Annotated in this window: 14 protein-coding genes; 13 read left to right on the plus strand and 1 reads right to left on the minus strand. The window is 69.5% G+C overall.

Annotated features, from left to right (window positions below):
- Positions 1-65: 65 nt before the first annotated feature.
- A complete protein-coding gene (gene mazG / locus VGJ96_05065) occupies positions 66-908 on the minus strand; it encodes a nucleoside triphosphate pyrophosphohydrolase (GenBank protein ID HEY3286479.1) in 843 nt (280 codons plus the stop codon).
- A 35-nt stretch (positions 909-943) separates the two neighbouring features.
- Here mazG and alr point away from each other — a divergent pair, with 35 nt between their 5' ends.
- From alr to argS, 13 genes are all read left to right on the plus strand, one after another.
- Positions 944-2,044, plus strand: a complete 1,101-nt coding sequence (gene alr / locus VGJ96_05070; protein ID HEY3286480.1) for an alanine racemase — start codon at positions 944-946, stop codon at positions 2,042-2,044.
- A complete protein-coding gene (locus VGJ96_05075; protein ID HEY3286481.1) occupies positions 2,041-3,204 on the plus strand; it encodes a phosphopentomutase in 1,164 nt (387 codons plus the stop codon). The genes alr and VGJ96_05075 overlap by 4 nt, the downstream gene beginning before the upstream one ends.
- Positions 3,204-3,614 carry a cytidine deaminase gene (locus VGJ96_05080; GenBank protein ID HEY3286482.1) on the plus strand — a complete coding sequence of 137 codons (411 nt, stop codon included), beginning with the start codon at positions 3,204-3,206 and terminating at the stop codon, positions 3,612-3,614. The genes VGJ96_05075 and VGJ96_05080 overlap by 1 nt, the downstream gene beginning before the upstream one ends.
- Positions 3,611-4,903 carry a hypothetical protein gene (locus VGJ96_05085; GenBank protein HEY3286483.1) on the plus strand — a complete coding sequence of 431 codons (1,293 nt, stop codon included), beginning with the start codon at positions 3,611-3,613 and terminating at the stop codon, positions 4,901-4,903. Before VGJ96_05080 ends, VGJ96_05085 begins: the two co-directional genes overlap by 4 nt.
- Positions 4,903-6,030, plus strand: coding sequence for a hypothetical protein (locus tag VGJ96_05090; protein ID HEY3286484.1), 1,128 nt, complete (start codon positions 4,903-4,905; stop codon positions 6,028-6,030). The genes VGJ96_05085 and VGJ96_05090 overlap by 1 nt, the downstream gene beginning before the upstream one ends.
- A 4-nt stretch (positions 6,031-6,034) precedes the next feature.
- Entirely contained in the window at positions 6,035-7,198 is a 1,164-nt protein-coding gene (locus VGJ96_05095; protein ID HEY3286485.1) for an ATP-binding protein, read from the plus strand.
- A gap of 163 nt (positions 7,199-7,361) precedes the next feature.
- On the plus strand, positions 7,362-8,687 hold the full coding sequence (miaB, locus tag VGJ96_05100; GenBank protein HEY3286486.1) for a tRNA (N6-isopentenyl adenosine(37)-C2)-methylthiotransferase MiaB: 1,326 nt from the start codon (positions 7,362-7,364) through the stop codon (positions 8,685-8,687).
- 259 nt (positions 8,688-8,946) lie between these two features.
- Positions 8,947-10,821, plus strand: coding sequence for a DNA internalization-related competence protein ComEC/Rec2 (locus VGJ96_05105; GenBank protein HEY3286487.1), 1,875 nt, complete (start codon positions 8,947-8,949; stop codon positions 10,819-10,821).
- A gap of 40 nt (positions 10,822-10,861) precedes the next feature.
- A complete protein-coding gene (gene fbp, locus VGJ96_05110) occupies positions 10,862-11,878 on the plus strand; it encodes a class 1 fructose-bisphosphatase (protein ID HEY3286488.1) in 1,017 nt (338 codons plus the stop codon).
- Complete coding sequence (locus VGJ96_05115; GenBank protein ID HEY3286489.1) at positions 11,878-13,443, plus strand: methylmalonyl-CoA mutase family protein; 1,566 nt, start codon at positions 11,878-11,880, stop codon at positions 13,441-13,443. Before fbp ends, VGJ96_05115 begins: the two co-directional genes overlap by 1 nt.
- A gap of 209 nt (positions 13,444-13,652) precedes the next feature.
- The gene (locus tag VGJ96_05120; GenBank protein HEY3286490.1) at positions 13,653-14,741 is read left to right on the plus strand and encodes a hypothetical protein; all 1,089 of its coding nucleotides are present in this window, start codon (positions 13,653-13,655) and stop codon (positions 14,739-14,741) included.
- Between the two features lie 229 nt (positions 14,742-14,970).
- Entirely contained in the window at positions 14,971-15,321 is a 351-nt protein-coding gene (locus VGJ96_05125) for an FmdB family zinc ribbon protein (protein ID HEY3286491.1), read from the plus strand.
- The gene (gene argS, locus VGJ96_05130) at positions 15,318-17,015 is read left to right on the plus strand and encodes an arginine--tRNA ligase (GenBank protein HEY3286492.1); all 1,698 of its coding nucleotides are present in this window, start codon (positions 15,318-15,320) and stop codon (positions 17,013-17,015) included. The genes VGJ96_05125 and argS overlap by 4 nt, the downstream gene beginning before the upstream one ends.
- Positions 17,016-17,019 lie beyond the last annotated feature (4 nt).

Genomic DNA, 17,019 nt, shown 5'->3' on the forward strand with positions numbered 1-17,019 from the left:
CCGACCGCGGGGCGGCGCGCCCCCCCGGGGCGCGCCGCCGCTCAGTGCATGGCCGCAGTGCGGACCTACTCGCCGCGCTTCACCTCGTCCCACATGGCGTCGAGCACGGAGAGCCCCGCGGTGCGCACGTCGATACCGCGCGCGGCCGCGAGCACCTCGATCGCCTCAAAACGGCGCTGGAACTTGGCATTGGCGCTGTCGAGCGCGAGGGCCGGGTGCACGCCGCATTTCCGGCACAGGTTCACCACGGCAAAGAGCAGGTCGCCCAGTTCGCCCTCGAGCGCCGCGTGCCGAGGGTCGCCGCTCGGCACGCCATGCGTCGGGAACTCGTGGCCCTCCCGCTCGATCAGTTCCGCCACCTCCTGCAGCTCCTCGCGCACCTTGTCCGACGGTCCCTTCGCATCAGGCCAGTCGAACCCGACGCCGGCCGCCCGCTCCTGCAGGCGATGCGCACGATGCAGGCTGGGCAGTCCCTGCGGCAGCCCCTCCGCCAGCGACTTGCGCCCCCGCGCCTTCATCTGCTCCCACGGTTCGCGCTTCGAGTCGTCCGCGAGGTCCCTGTTGTCTCTCTGTTGTCTCTCTGTTGTCTCTCTGTTGTCTCTCTGCCCGTACAGCCACGGATGCCGCTTCACCATCTTCGCCACTAAAGAGCCCGCGACGTCGCCCACGTCAAACGCGCCCCGCTCCTCGGCGATGATCGAGTGGAAGAGCACCTGCAGCAGCACGTCGCCCAGTTCGCTGCACGTCGCCGCGTCGTCGCCGGCCATCAGCGCGTCGTCGAGTTCGTGCATCTCCTCGTTGAGGTAAGGGCGCAGCGAGGCGTGCGTCTGCGCCCGGTCCCAGGCGTCGCGGGTGCGCAGGTCCCGCATGATGGCCAGCGCGTCGTCGAGCGTCTTCTTTTCTTGCATCGCCACCCTCACGGCCGCTAACTTTTCAGGTTCCAATGAACACGCAATCTACAGCGGCGGAAACGACGCGCGCCTGGGTCGACGTCGACCTCGGGGCGCTGGTGCGCAACGGGACCGCATTGCAGCGGCATGCCGGCGTCCCGCTCGTCCCCATGGTAAAAGCGGACGCCTACGGCCTCGGCGCCGTGGCCTGCGCCCGGGCCCTCGAGCGCCTCGACCCCCACGGGTTCGGCGTGGCGACCGTGCGCGAGGTCGAGGAGCTGCGCGACGCCGGGATTGACCGCCCGATCTACGTCTTCTCGCCCTTGCTGCCGTCGGACTTCGCGGCGGCGCGCGCCGCGCGGGCCACCGTCACGCTGGGTGATCCCGCGGCGATCTCCGCCTGGGTGGAGAGCGGCGGCGGGACGTGGCACCTGGCCATCGAGACCGGCATGCACCGCGCCGGCATTCGCTGGGACCAGGTGGGCCAGGTGACGGATCTCGTCCGGGCGCATCCGCCCGCCGGCGCCTTCACGCATTTCCATTCGGCCGAGCGGAATGACGGATCGTGGGAGCGCCAGGAGGCGCGATTCCGCGAGGCGCTCGCCGCGCTCCCGGCACCGCCAGCGCTGCTGCACGCACAGAACAGCGCCGGTATCGTGCGCCGCGGCACGTCACCCTGGTCGTTCGCGCGCCCGGGGGTCTTCCTGTACGGCGTCGGATCGGGTGACGGCGCGCCACTCTATCCCGAACCCGTGGCGCACGTGCGCGCCCGCGTCCTCGAGACGCACGACCTGCAGGATGGCGATACGGTGAGCTATCTCGCGACCTGGCGGTCCGTCGGACCTCGCCGCGTGGCGACGCTCGGCATCGGGTACGCCGACGGCTATCGGCGGGCGCTGGGGAACAAGGGACCGGCGCTCCTCAACGGCGCGCGCACCTGCATTGCCGGCGTCGTGACGATGGACATGACCATGATTGACGTCAGCGACATCGCGTGCCGAACCGGTGACATCGTCACGCTCGTCGGCCGGGACGGTGACGACGTCATCACGGTGGAGCAGGTGGCCGAGTTCGCCGATTTCATGTCGCCCTACGAGGTGCTGACCGGACTGCGGCAGCGCCTGCCGCGCCGCTATCACGAGCAGGTGCCGTGAGCCGCCGCGCCTGCATTCTCGTGCTGGACGGTGTCGGCATCGGCGAGGCGGCCGATGCCGATGAGTATGGAGACGAGGGATCGCATACCCTCGCCAACACCGCGCGCGCCGTGGGCGGGTTCGACCTGCCGAACCTCGAGCGCGCGGGGCTTGGCAACCTCGCCCCGATTGCCGGGCTGTCGGTCGTTGCCGCGCCCACTGCGGCGCACGGCGTTCTGTGCCCGATGTCCAAGGGCAAGGACAGCACCACCGGACACTGGGAGCTGGCGGGGGTGCATCTGGCCAGGCCGTTTCCCACGTACCCGCAAGGCTTCCCGCAGGACGTCATCGACGAGTTCTCGCGGCGCACCGGCCGCCCCTGCCTCGGAAATGTCGTGGGCAGCGGAACGGCCATGCTCGACCAGTTTGGCGCCGAACATGTGCGCACCGGGGCCTGGATCGTCTACACTTCCGCCGACTCCGTCTTCCAGGTGGCGGCGCACGAGCACATCGTGCCGCTCGCGGAGTTGCACGAGGCCTGTGCCCGCGCCCGGGCCATGCTGGTCCCGCCACATAACGTGTCGCGGGTGATCGCGCGCCCCTTTGTCGGCCGGGACGGCGCCTGGGAGCGCACCAGGAACCGGCGCGACTTCTCCGTGGAGTCGCCCGACCCCACGCTCCTCGATGCCCTGGCCGTCGCCGGCATTTCGCGCACCGGGGTCGGGAAGGTGGACGATCTCTTCGCCCGGCGGGGGCTGGAGGGGGGGCATACGGCCTCCAATGCCGAGGGCATCCGGCGGATTCTCGACTGGTTGGGCCATAGCGATGGGTTCTGCTTCGCCAACCTAGTAGATTTCGACCAGTCCTTCGGGCACCGAAACGACGCTCCGGGGTTCTATGGAGCGTTGCGGGAATTTGATGCCGCCTTGCCCGACTTGACGCACGCCCTTCGTGAGGATGACCTGCTGTTCATAACCGCTGACCATGGCAACGATCCGACGACTCCGTCGACCGACCATGCCCGGGAGAATGTTCCCGTGCTGGTGTTCGGTCCGCGGGTGCGTCCCGTCGCGCTCGGCTTGCGACCGACCTTCTCCGACCTCGGCGCGACGGTGGCCGACTGGATGGGTCTTGAATTCCGCGGGCGCGGCACGTCGTTCCTTCCGGTGATGCTCGGCTGATGCCAGACGCCCGCACGCTCGCCGCGCTGCGCGCGGCTGCCCTGGCCGCCATGGAGCAGGCGTACGCGCCGTACTCGAAGTTCCGGGTCGGGGCCGCGCTGCTCACGCCGGAGGGCGACATCATCGTCGGGTGCAACGTCGAGAACGCGTCGTACCCGGCCGGCACCTGCGCCGAGCGCGCGGCGATCGGCGCTGCGGTGGTGCGCGGGGTGCGCGCATTCACGCACGTCGTGGTGGCCACCGAGGCGAGCACGCCCACGCCGCCGTGCGGGATCTGCCGCCAGGTGTTGCATGAATTCGCGCCGACCTGCCAGGTCATCAGCGTGACCCGCGGCGGCGCCGAGGCCGAATGGCCCCTGGCGGATCTGCTGCCGTATGCCTTTGAGTCTTCGTCGCTGCGAGACGCATGATCAGACTTTCCCCCCGTCGCGCGTTCCTGACGCTCGCCGCCGTGCTGTTCGCGGCGACGGCCGGCGCGTGCTCTGAACAACTCGACGCCGGCAGCGCCTGTCCGTCGCTCTGTCCCGGATTGGCCGTGCCGCTCAAGGACACGGTGCTCTCGCCGGTGGTGGCGTACGACACGACGCTCGTCGGCTATCCCTCCGTCGGCTCCGAGGAAGGGATCCCGCTGGCGTGGCGCGGCGACACCCTCGATGTGCGCGGCGTCCTGCGCTTCGACACGCTGGCGCAGCGCTACACGCCGCCCAACGACACCTCGCGTCCGGTCACGCGCGTCGACACCGCGGTCCTGCGCATGCGGCTCAACCTGACGCAGAGCCGGTTGCCGTCCTGGGTGCGGTTCGAGGTGTACGACGTGGACGACACCACGGCCAGCGACAACGATACGCCGGCGCTGCTGGCGCTGTTCACGCCGGGCCGGCTGGTCACGTCGCGCACGCTGACGCGCGCCGAGATCACCGACTCGCTGCGCTTCCCGCTGTCGGGGGCCTGGCTGCTGCAGAAGATGCACAGCTTCTCCCGCGTGCGCTTCGGGCTGCGACTCGTGGCGTCGGGGCCGGTCTCGCTGCGCGTGCACACGGTCGAGACGGGACTCCCCGCCGAGATCCGCTACTACGTGTCGCCGGACACCGCCGTGCATCAGGTGGTGACCGCGCTGTATTCCAAGACGCCGCCCGAGCCGGCTTCACTGGCGTCGGACTATCGGGATTACAGCGTGGTGGCGCGCAACGCGCTGCCCGGCTGGGGGCCGCTGGCGCTTTCCACCGGTGGGGTGCCGGCGCGGCGCTCGTATCTGCGGTTCGTCATTCCCAAGTGGCTGCTCGATTCCACGACCATCGTGCGGGCGACGCTCGAGCTGACGCAGTCGCCGCAGCGGAACTTCGATCCGACCGACTCGGTGACGGTCTTCGGCCAGGCCGTGGCGGCCACCGGGCTCATCACCGACGTGCGTCGTTCTACGCAGATCCTGATTCCGGCGGGCATGTTCGTCACCGACTCGATTCGTGTCGCGCCGGCCGACAGCGGCGTGCGCACGCTGGAGATGAATGGGCTCCTGCGGGTCTGGAAGTCGGCGACGGACACGTCGCGGACGGCGCCCCAGCGCGCGATCGTGCTCCTGCAGCGCGAAGAAGGGCTGCACGGCGGCGAGGTGCGCTTCTTCAACTCCCGCGCGTCCGCGGCGGTGCGTCCGCGCCTGCGCGTCAGCTACATCCCCCGCGTCGACTTCGGAGTGCCATGATGCGCCGCCTCTTCCTGACGGCATTCCTGGCCGCCGCCTGCTCGACGCCATTGCTGGCGCAGGGCGCGCTCAGCCTGCAAGGCTTCGGCTATCCGACTGGTCAGCTCGGCACGCGCGCGGCCGGCATGGCGGGCGCCACTGCCGAAACCGATGCGACGTCGCCCATCAATCCAGGCGCCCTCCCCGGCGCCGGGCGCTCCAACTTCAGTTTCCAGATTGACCCCGAGTTCCGGCAGATCACGGTCGGCGGGCGGACGGTCAACACGAAGACGACGCGCTTCCCGGTGATCAGCATGGGGACGAAGGCCGGGACGCGCGGCTTCCTGGGCGTTTCGTTCTCGACGCTGCTGGATCGCACGTGGGACGCGTCGTATCGCGATACGGTGCTGGTGGCGGGCGATGCGGTGGGCTCGCGGGTGTCGACGACGGTGCGCGGCGCGATCAACGACGCCCGCGTCGCCTACGCCTGGCAGTTCAGCGAGCGGCTGCAGGCCGGCCTCGCGTTCAGCGCCTACACCGGCGCCAATCGCATGAGCCTCTCCCGCACGTTCGACGATACGTCGACCTTCGGCTCGCTCTCCCAGAACATGACGCTCTCGTACGGCGGATCGGCCGTCTCGGCCGGCCTGCTCTCGCGACCGGCCGCGCACGTCTACGTGGCGGCCTCGCTGCGCCTCGGCGGCGCGATGAAGACGCGCTCTGACGACTCGGTGGCGACGAAGGGGAACGCCCCCAACCGGTATGGCCTGTCCGTGACGTATGATGGCATTCCCGGCTCGCAGCTGGTGGCGCGCTTCAGTCACGAGGGGTGGTCGCGCATGCGGTCGCTGGGCAGTGCGGCGCTCGACGTCCGCGACGCCAACGACATCTCCTTCGGCGCCGAGGTGGCTGGGCCAAAGTGGCAGGGGATGCCCACGCAGGTGCGGCTCGGGGCGCGCACGCGCGGACTGCCCTTCGGATGGAACGGCCACGCCGTCTCGGAGCGCACCTTGGCGATCGGCGGCGGCGCGACGTTTGCCCGCGGCTGGGCGTCGCTCGACGTCAGCCTCCAGCGCAACGACCGGAAGGCCGGCGGAATGACCGAGAAGGGGACGATTCTCAGCGTCGGGCTCACCGTCCGTCCGTAACGCGATGCCGCCGGCCGGTGCGGAACTCCCCCCGCTCGTCCTCGTTGCCGACGATGTCGACGCCAACGTCGAACTGCTGGCCGACCAGCTGGCGGCCTTCGGGGTTCGCACGGTCGCCGCGCACGACGGACCGAGCGCGCTGGCGGCCTGCTTCGAGCAGTCGCCCGACCTGTGCATTCTCGACGTGTCGATGCCCGCCGGTGAACTCGGCGTGGACGATCGCGACACCGGCTTTGAAGTCTGCCGCCGCCTGAAGAAGGATCCGCGCACGGCGCGAATCCCGGTCATCTTCGTCACCGCGCTGAACGACACCGCCGATCGCGTGAAGGCCATTGAGGCCGGCGGGGACGATTTCCTGCTGAAGCCGCACAACCGACTCGTGCTCGGCGCGCGGGTGCGGTCCCTCCTCAAGCTCAAGAGCGCCACCGATGCGCTGGAGCAGAGCTATCGGACGCTGCGCGAGCTGGCCAAGGTGCGCGACGACCTGATGAAGATGATCGTGCACGACCTCAAGACGCCGCTCACGAGCGTGCTGGCCACCCTCGAGATGCTCCGTGAGGGCGACTACGGCCCGATGACCGAACGGCAGTACAAGGCCGTGTCGGAAGCCGAGGGCAAGGCTGAGGACCTACTGGGCCTCATCCAGGACCTGCTGGAAGTGTCACGCGTCGAGGAGACGCGCATTGCCGTGTCGCCGGAGCCCATCGCGCCGGCCGCCTTCCTGTCGGAACTGCTCATCGACTGGACGCCGCGCTTCACCGCCGAAGGGGCGACGATGGCCTACGAGGCGGCGGATGACGCGCCCGTCTTCAGTGCCGACAAGGCGCTGCTGCGCCGCGTCTTCGCCAACCTCGTGCAGAACGCGCTGTCGCACTCGGCCACGGCCGTGCACGTGGAGCTGGCCGCCGTGCGCGATCCGCAGGGGATTCTCTTCACCGTCACCGACAACGGCCCTGGCATCCCCGCCGAGTTCCAGGAAGTCATCTTCCGCAAGTTCGAGCAGGTGCGTGCGGCCAACGCGCCCAAGACCCGCAGCTCGGGACTCGGGCTCGCCTTCTGCCGCCTCGCCGTGGAGGCGCACGGCGGCCGCATCTGGGTGCGGTCGAAGGAGGCGGAGGGGAGCACGTTCTATATTCAGTTGCCGGTAGAGCCGAAGACGGCTGATTGAGGATTGGGCATCCGGATCCGGAACTCGGATCGCGACCGAGGACGGCGACCCGCGATAGAAACCGCCCGGCGTCGTTGCGCCACACCCGCTCCAATCGCCAATCGCTATCCTCCATCGCAGTCCACAATCCCGTTCCGAATTCCAAGTCCTAAGTCTCCCCTCCATGCCAAGCGTCTTCATCGAAACCTACGGCTGCCAGATGAACGTCAGCGATTCCGAGCTCATGCTCGGCAAGCTGGCGGCCGAAGGCTACGTGTCGGTGGCGGGTCCGGAGGGGGCGGATGTGGTGCTGCTGAACACCTGCGCCATCCGCGAGCATGCGGAGACGCGCGTCATCGGCCGGCTGACGGAACTGCGACGGTACCTCAAGCCCGATGCGGTGCTTGGCGTCACCGGATGCATGGCCCAGCGCCTCGGGCCGCGCCTGCTCGAGACCGATTCGCGGGTCTCGCTGGTGATCGGCCCCGACGGGTATCGCGCGCTCCCCGCGCTCATCGAGGGCGCGCGCAAGGGCGAGCGGATGATCGCCACCGACTTCGACCTCGAGGAACATTACGAGGACGTGCAGGCCAGCCGGTTCGACGGGGTGAAGGCGTGGATTCCGGTGCAGCGCGGCTGCGACTACCGCTGCACCTACTGCATCGTCCCGTACACGCGCGGCAGCGAGCGCAGCCGGCAGCTCGAGGACGTGGTGCGCGAAACGGAGGCGGTGGTGGCGCAGGGCCTCACCGAAGTGGTGCTGCTCGGGCAGACGGTGAACTCGTACCACGAGGACACCCGCGACTTCGCCGACCTGCTGCGCGCCGTGGGCGCCGTGCCGGGTCTCCGCCGCCTGCGCTTCACGAGCCCGCATCCCAACGACTTCAGCGATCGCGTGATCGCCGCGATGGCCGAGGTCGGCACGGTGTGCGAGCACGTGCACCTGCCCATGCAGAGCGGCTCGAGCCGCACGCTCAAGCGGATGTTGCGCCGCTATTCCCGCGAGGAGTACCTGGACTGCGTGGCGCGCCTGCGGGCGGCCATCCCCGGGCTCGGGCTCACGACCGACATCATTGTCGGGTTCCCCGGCGAGACCGACGAGGATTTCCACGACACGCTGAGCGCCGTCCGCGCCGTCGGCTTCGATGACGCGTTCATGTTCAAGTTCTCGGCGCGCGAGGGGACGCCGGCGACGCGGCTGCCGGCCGAGATGACCGTGCCGGACGAGGTGGTGGACGCGCGCTTCAACGAGCTGCTCACCACCGTGCGCGGCATCAGTCGCGACCGGAATTTCCGTCGCGTCGGCGAGCGGTGCGAAGTGCTCGTGGAGAAGGAAGCGCGCAAGGGCGAACTGCTGCAGGCGCGGTCGCGTGACTTCAAGACCGTGCTCATCCCGGGCGACCTGTCGATGATCGGCCAGTACTTCCACGTCGAGCTCACCGGCACCACCGGGTCGACGTTCACCGGTCAGGTCGTGCGCGAGCGCTCGCCGCTGCCGACGGCGGGGTAGGCGGCGCGGGACGCGCGGCGATGAACTGACCCCGCGCGCACTCCTTGGATGACGTGCCGCGAGGCATCCGGCACGATGGTGGACGCCACCCACCCGAAGGTGCCGCGTTCCCCTCATCGCCTGGTCGGCGGCGGCGTATGCCGCCGGACTCATTACCGGCCTCTCCACCGGTGCGATCGCCGCCGCGGCCATTCTCGGCGGGCTTCTCGCGTTCGTCGCCACGGCCGCGCTGCTCACACGCCGCGCGGCGGCGGGGGCGGTGCTGCTCATCGCGGCCATTGGCCTGGGCGTGGGCGGCAATGCGGCGCGTGCGGACCGTGAATGCATGGCGCGCGAACGGCAGCCCTTCCGGTGTCGCGCGCGTTACGAGCCACCGAGCGCGCTGGCCCCGTGGCGCGCGCGCGCCGGCGAGTCGATCGACCGGTACTTCACGCGCGACGCGGGTCTCGTGCGGGCGCTGCTCATCGCGGACACCAAGGACCTCGACCCGCAGGTGCGCGATCGGTACGCCGACGCGGGCATCGTCCACATGCTCTCGATCTCCGGCCTGCATGTCGCCATCGTCTCGGGCGCGATGCTCCTGATGCTTCAGGCGGCGCGCCTCCCTGCGGCCGCGGCGCGCTGGGCGGGGCTCTTCCTCGTCGGCCTCTATGTGTTGGTGATCGGCGCGCCGCCCCCCGCGGTGCGCAGCGCCGTGATGATCGGCGCCCAGGCGGTGTCCATGGCGCTGCAGCGCAACACCTCGCCGTGGGCCGCCCTCGCGTGGGGAGGCGGCGTGCCGCTCCTCTACCAGCCGCGCACCGCGGTGGACCTCGGCTGGCAATTGAGCGTCAGCGGCTTCGCCGCCCTCATCGCCGGGCGCGCGGTGGCCGAGCGGGTGCTCCCCGGCAGGCTCGAGGGCTGGCGTCGCAAGATCGCGAGTGAGCTCGTGGTCAGCGTGGTGGCGTCGTTCGCCACGGCGCCGCTCGTCGCCTGGCATTTCGGGCGGGTCAGCCTGGTGGCGCCGTTCGCGAACATCGCGGCGGGGCCGGTGATCGCGGTGCTGCAGCCGACGCTCTTTCTCGCGCTGGCGCTGGCGTGGTGGCCGGCGGCCGCGTCCCTGATCGCCGCCGCGTCGACGCCGATGATCCGTGCCTTTGATCTCGTGGCGTATGTCGGCGCCGCATTGCCGTGGGCCACGCTGCATGCGGCGCCATCGTTGCTCACCGCGGTTGCGCTTGGCGTGGCCTGCCTCGCCGTGCTGGCGGCCTGCGTCAGCCATTTCTGGGAGCGGTCAGCCATCGCCGCGCTGGCGGCCATCAGCGTCGCGGCCTTCGCGCCGGCGCCGACCACCGGCGCGCTCGAAGTGCACATGATCGACGTCGGACAGGGTGATGCGATCGCGGTGCGCACGCCGCGCGGACGATGGGTGCTGTTCGATGCGGGGCGCGGTGACGCCACGCGCGACGCCGGCCGGACCACCGTCGTTCCGTACCTGCGCGCGCGCGGCGGCGCGCTGGCCCTGTTGGTGGTCACGCACCCGGATGCCGACCACGCGGGCGGGGCGGCGTCGGTGCTTGCCTCGATGCGCCCGGCCGCGATGCTCGAGCCGGGCTTTCCCAGCGGCACCGACACGTACCGTCGGGCGCTCACCACCGCACGGACGATCGGCGTCGCGTGGCGCGTCCCCAGCGCCGGCGAGGTCATCGACATCGACGGCGTCACTTTCCGCGTGCTCGCCCCGGACTCCGCGTGGACCGCGGCGCAGCAGAATCCCAACACGGCCTGCGTCGTGGTGCGCGTGGAGTATGCCGGACGGACGATCCTCTTCACGGGGGACGCCGACGACGCGGAGGAGCATTGGATGCTGGCCCGCGCGCCCGATCTGCTGCGCGCCGACGTGCTCAAGGTCGCCCACCACGGGAGCCACACCGGCACCTCGGACGCGTTCCTCTCGGCGGTGCGCCCGCGACTGGCCATGGTTTCCGTGGCGGCCCGCAACGTGTACGGACACCCGGACCCGGCGGTGATGCGGCGGCTCACGGCGGCGGGGGCCACGGTGCTGCGCACCGATCAGCTCGGGCCGGTGGTGGCGCGGACCGACGGCGCCGGCTGGACCATCGAAGCCGCCGGGGTCCGCTGGCGCGTGCCGTGAGCGGGGGCGAGTTTACACCGTCACCTCTGCGGATGAGATCGTGATCCAGCATTCCGACACGTCGATCGTCACCATCGACCGCTTCATCATCGAACAGGAAGGGCGGTTCCCCGAGGCCACGGGCGAGCTGTCGGGCATCCTGTACGACCTCGCGGTCGCCGCCAAGATGATCAGCAGCAAGGTGCGCCGCGCCGGGCTCATCGACATCCTGGGCGCCGCCGGCTCCGACAACGTGCAGGGCGAGCACCAGCAGAAGCTGGACGTGATCGCGAACGCGATCATCAGCAAGGCCATGGACCACGGCGGCCGACTGTGCGCGATGGCGTCGGAGGAAGAGGAGGGGATCATCCCGATTCCCCCGCAGTTCAAGTGCGGCAAGTATGTACTGCTGTTCGACCCGCTCGACGGCTCGTCGAACATCGACGTGAACGTGCCGGTCGGGACCATCTTCTCCGTCATGCGCCGGGTGACGCCGGGCACCGGCCCGGGGACGACGGCCGATATGTTGCAGCCCGGCGTGCAGCAGGTGGCCGCCGGTTACGTGATCTACGGGTCGAGCACGATGATGGTGTACACCACGGGGCACGGGGCGCACGGTTTCACGCTCGATCCGTCCATCGGCGAGTTCCTGCTCTCGCATCCGAACATCCGGATTCCCGAGGTGGGCAAGTACCTGTCGGTCAACGACTCGTACGAGCGGTACTGGAGCGAGCCGGTGCGCGCGCTGATGCGGCGATATCGCGGTCTCGACACCCAGCGCGAGCCGATGAACGTCCGGTACGTCGGTTCGCTCGTCGCCGACTTCCATCGCAACCTGCTCGGCGGCGGCGTCTTCGCGTATCCGGCGAACACCAGGAGTCCCTCCGGCAAGCTGCGCCTGCTCTACGAGTGCAATCCGCTGGCGTTCATCTGCGAACAGGCCGGGGGCGCCGCCACGAACGGCCGCCAGCGGCTCATGGACGTTGTCCCCACGGAGCTGCACCAGCGCGCGCCGCTGTATATCGGGAGCAAGCGCGATGTCGATTGCGCGACGAAGCTCCTGGAGGCGGAGCAGTAGTGGCGGACGCCCACTCGCCGTCCGGCATACCGGTCGCGACCGTTTACGGCGCGGCGGACGTGCCCGCCGGCACCGCCGAGGCGCTCGGCGCTCCGGGGGAGTTCCCGTTCACGCGCGGCATCCAGCCGACGATGTACCGGGGTCGTCTGTGGACGATGCGGCAATATGCCGGCTTCGGAACCGCCGCCGAGACCAATCGACGGTTCAAGCTGCTGCTTGATGCCGGCCAGACCGGATTGTCGGTCGCCTTCGACTTGCCGACCCAGATGGGAATCGACAGCGACAGTCCGCGCGCGCTTGGCGAGGTCGGCCGCGTGGGCGTGGCCATCGACACCGTGGAGGACATGCACCTCCTGCTCGCGGACCTGCCGCTGGACAAGGTCAGCACGTCGATGACCATCAACGCCACGGCGTCGACGCTGCTGGCGATGTACATCGTGGTCGCGGAGGAGCGGGGGATCGCGCGCCATCAGCTCGGCGGGACCATCCAGAACGACATCCTCAAGGAGTATGTGGCGCGCGGCACGTACGTGTATCCGCCGGCGCCGTCGCTCGCGCTCATCGCCGAGACGTTCCGGTTCTGCGCGGCGGAAGTGCCGCAGTGGAACCCGATTTCCATCTCGGGCTACCACATGCGCGAGGCGGGAGCGACCGCGGTGCAGGAGATCGCCTTCACCTTCGCCAATGCCCTGGCCTACGTGCGCGCCGCATTGGACGCCGGCCTCGCGGTGGACCAGTTCGCGCCGCGCCTGTCGTTCTTCTTCGCCTGCCACAACGACCTGTTCGAGGAAGTGGCCAAGTTCCGCGCGGCGCGCCGGCTCTGGGCGCGCCTCATGCGGGAGCGGTACGCCGCGGATGACGCGAGTTGCCGCATGCGCTTCCACACCCAGACCGGCGGCGTGACGCTCACCGCGCAGCAGCCCCTGAACAACGTGGTCCGCGTGGCGGTGCAGACACTGGCGGCGACGCTTGGCGGCACGCAGTCGCTGCACACCAACGGCTACGACGAGGCGCTGGCGCTTCCCACGGCGGCGGCGGCCACGCTCGCGCTGCGCACGCAGCAGATCGTCGCCCACGAGAGCGGCGTCGCGCAGACCGTGGACCCGCTGGCGGGATCGTACTACGTGGAATCGCTGACGAACGAACTCGAGACGCGCGCCCTTGCGCTCCTCGACCAGGTCGAGTCGCTCGGCGGGGCGGCGAGCGCCATCGAGGCCGGCTTCATGCAGGACGAGATCGGCAAGAGCGCGTACGCCTTCCAGCTGGGCGTCGAATCGGGACAGACGGTGGTTGTCGGCGTGAACCGGTTCAGCGACGGCACCGCGCCTCCGGTGATTCCGGCCCCGGACTTCACGCAGCTGGCCGCGGAACAGACGGCGCGACTGGCGTCGGTGAAGCAGTCGCGGGACGGCGGCGCCGTGGCGCGGTGCCTGCAGTCCCTCGAGACCACCGTGCGCGCCGGCGAGCGGCGGCTGATGCCGCTGATCATCGATGCGGTGCGCGCCCGCGCCAGCGTCGGCGAGATCAGCGATGCACTGGAACGCGTGTGGGGGCGGTACAGGTAAGATTGAGGACCTGGATTCCGGATTTCGATCGAGGATCGAGAATTCGGAATCCGATCGGCGATGACTGCAACGGCGTGCTGGCGCCGGCGTGCTTATGCCGGCGGGCGTGCGCCGGTGGGCTTGCGCCGGCGCGCCTGCGCCTCAATCGCCATTCGCTGTCCTCAGTCGCAATCCTCGATCGCAGTCCGAATTCCAAATCCAAAATCGTCGTGTACTCAGCTTGCCTCTTCTGCCACGCCGATCTCGGTCGCAACGAAGTCGTGGAGCACTTTCCGGTCGGCCGCCGCCTCGCCTACGACCTGGCCAATGGTCGGCTCTGGGTGATCTGCGCGGCGTGCAAGCGCTGGAACCTCACGCCGGTCGAGGAACGCTGGGAGGCGATCGAGGAGTGCGAGCGGCTTTTCGAGGGGACGCGCCTGCGGATGAGCACCGACCACATCGGCCTGGCGCGCATCGCCGAAGGAACGGAGCTCGTGCGCGTCGGCGCGGCGCTGCGGCCCGAGATGGCGGCGTGGCGGTTCGGGGCGCAGCTGGCGGCGCGACGGCGGCAGTACCGGTGGCTGGTGGCCGGGAGCGTCGTCGCAATCGGGGGCGTCTACGCGGGCGCCGCCGCGGCAGGCCTCGGGGTGGGCGCGTTCCAGGGGCTGTGGCAGCTGGGCAAGCGGGCCTACGAGCGTGCCACGCGGCTGGTGCTGCCGCCGCCCGCTTCGAGCACCGAGAGTCCGGTCACCCCCGGCCGATGGCTGTCGAGGGGATCCGCCCGGCCACAGACCGCGGAGCAGATCGAGCGCGCGGTGCGTCACCCGCGCGTCGAGACGGCGCACGTGCGCAAGGCGAGGCTCTGGGTCGACCCGGAGAGCGATCTGCTTGAGGTGAGGGTGCCGGTGATCGGTCGCCGTATCGCGGTCTACGCCGGCCAGGGGACCGACTCGGTGCTCCCGAAAATCGTCGCAAAGTTCAACCGATTTGGCGGGCGGGTGACCGACGAGCGCATGGCGGTCGAACTGCTGAACACCGTGGCGGGTGAGGGGGTGCCGGATCTCGCCACGGGGCTGCTCCGGCGATACATCGGCCGCGGGCTCGAGACGAAGAAGTTGAGCGAGTATGGCGCCGCGACCGCCCTCGCCCTCGAAATGGCCCTTCAGGAGCGGCGCGAGCGCGAACTGCTGGCTGGCGAGTTGCTCGATCTCGAATTCGCCTGGCGCGAAGCCGAGGAGCTCGCTCGCATCGCCGACACGCTGACCAGTTCAGCCATCGACCAGGCCCTCGCGCGACTCAAGGGACGTTTGCAGGGCTGATCGAGCGCCCCAGTTCGCGCTGGACGGCGCGACGGCAATCGCAAGCGTCGAACGCCATCGCCGAGCGCCATCTCCGAGCTCCATTGTCGCCGTCATCCTGCGGCGCAATCACGAATCGTAGTCGCCAATCGCAATCATAAATCGCAATCCCAAATCCCAATCCGGATTCCAAATCCTCAATCGTAGTGCTAAACTAAATGTCTGTCGCATCTTAGCCCCCTCGAGCACCATGCCCACGTACGAGTATCGCTGCGCTAATGGCCACGACTTCGAGGATTTCGTCCTGAAGATCAGCGCCGCCAAGCCTGAACTGCCTTGTCCCACCTGTGGTGTGCCTGCCGAACGGCGCGTCTCGGCGGGTGGCGGCCTGCTGTTCAAGGGGTCGGGGTTCTACATCACCGATTACGGCAAGGACGGCAAGAAGGCAGCGAAGCCGGCGACGGCGGGGACGTCGAAGGAGGGCGGCGATGCGGCGTCTTCGGCGGGCGCGAAGTCTGACGCGCCGAAGCCGGACTCCGCGAAGGCCGACGCCAAGCCGGCCGCCGCGCCGGCCGCCACGCCCGCGAAGGGCGGCGAATGACGCCTGAACAGCTGCTGCGAGACGAGCTCACCCGTGCGGCGGTCGCCATTGGCGCGCCGGCCGGTGTGATGCCCGTGCTCGAGCGTCCGCGCGACCCGGCGCACGGCGATTGGGCCACCAATCTGGCGATGACGCTCGCCAAGCCGCTCGGCAAGAAGCCGCGCGACATCGCCGAATTGCTGGTCGCCAAGCTCGACCTTGCCGCGGCGGGCGTGTCAGCCACCGAGATCGCCGGCCCCGGCTTCATCAACTTCCGCCTCGGCGCCGGCGCCAACGCGCGCGGAATCGCCGATATCCTCGCGTTGGGGACGGCATTTGGCCGCAACGACACGGGGCAGGGACGGCCGGTCAACGTCGAATTCGTCTCGGCCAACCCGACGGGACCGCTGCACGTCGGTCACGGACGCCAGGCCGCGCTGGGTGACGCCATCTCCGCGCTGCTCGAAGGGGCAGGGTACCGGGTGACTCGTGAGTTCTACTACAACGACGCGGGCGTGCAGATCGAGAACCTCGCCAAGTCGCTGTGGGTGCGCGTAGCGCAGGCGGCGGGAATTGACGCCGCCATTCCCGAGGGCGGATACAACGGCGAGTACATCAGGGAAATTGCTGAACGGTACCTGTCCGAACACGAGGCACCCCCGCACCCCGTACTCCTCTCCGGCGCGCAAGCCATCCTGGGTGGCGCGCGCCCCGACGACGCGACGCTCTTCGACGCGATGCGCCGCTTCGCCGTGGCGGCGCTGCGCGCCGAGCAGGATCTCGACCTGAAGGCCTTTGGCGTGAAGTTCGACGTCTACTTCCTCGAGTCGTCGCTCTACACCGACGGACTCGTCGAGGAGACGGTCGGACTCCTGCAGCAGGGCGGGCACACGTTCGAGGACGACGGCGCGCTGTGGCTGCGCACCACCGACTTCGGCGATGACAAGGATCGCGTGATGCGCAAGCGCGACGGCACATACACCTATTTCGTGCCGGACGTTGCGTATCACGTCACGAAGTGGCGTCGCGGCTTCACGCGGGCGATCAACGTGCAGGGGTCTGACCACCACGGCACGACGGCGCGCGTGCGCGCCGGCCTGCAGGCGCTCGAGGTGGGGGTACCGAAGGGCTATCCCGAGTATGTGCTCCACCAGATGGTGACCGTGACGCGCGGCGGCGAGGAGGTGAAGATCTCCAAGCGGGCCGGCAGCTACGTGACCGTGCGCGACCTCATTGACGACGTGGGGCGCGACGCCGTGCGGTATTTTCTCCTCATGCGCAAGGGCGACAGCCAGCTGGTCTTCGACGTCGACCTCGCGCGGTCGCAGTCGGAGGAGAACCCGGTCTACTACATCCAGATGGCGCACGCGCGACTCAGCGGGATCTTCCGCGTCGGCGAAATCGATCCGGCGACGATCACCGCGGACGGCGTGCACTGGGAGGCGCTGAACGAGGATGCCGAGCGCGAGCTGGTGAAGTCGCTGCTCGACTACCCGCGACTCGTGGCTGGCGCCGCCGACGCGCTCGAGCCGCATCGCGTGGCCGCCTACCTGCTGGAGACGGCGCGTCAGGTCCACCTCTGGTATCACAAGCATCACGTGCTTGGGGAACCTGAGCAGATCCTGCGCGCGCGTCTCGTGCTGGCCAAGGCCGCGCGCCAGGTGCTGGCGAACGGCCTCGCGCTGCTGGGTATCACGGCCCCCGAGCGCATGTAGCGCT

The sequence above is a fragment of the Gemmatimonadaceae bacterium genome (assembly GCA_036504815.1).
Classification (GTDB): domain Bacteria; phylum Gemmatimonadota; class Gemmatimonadetes; order Gemmatimonadales; family Gemmatimonadaceae; genus PNKL01.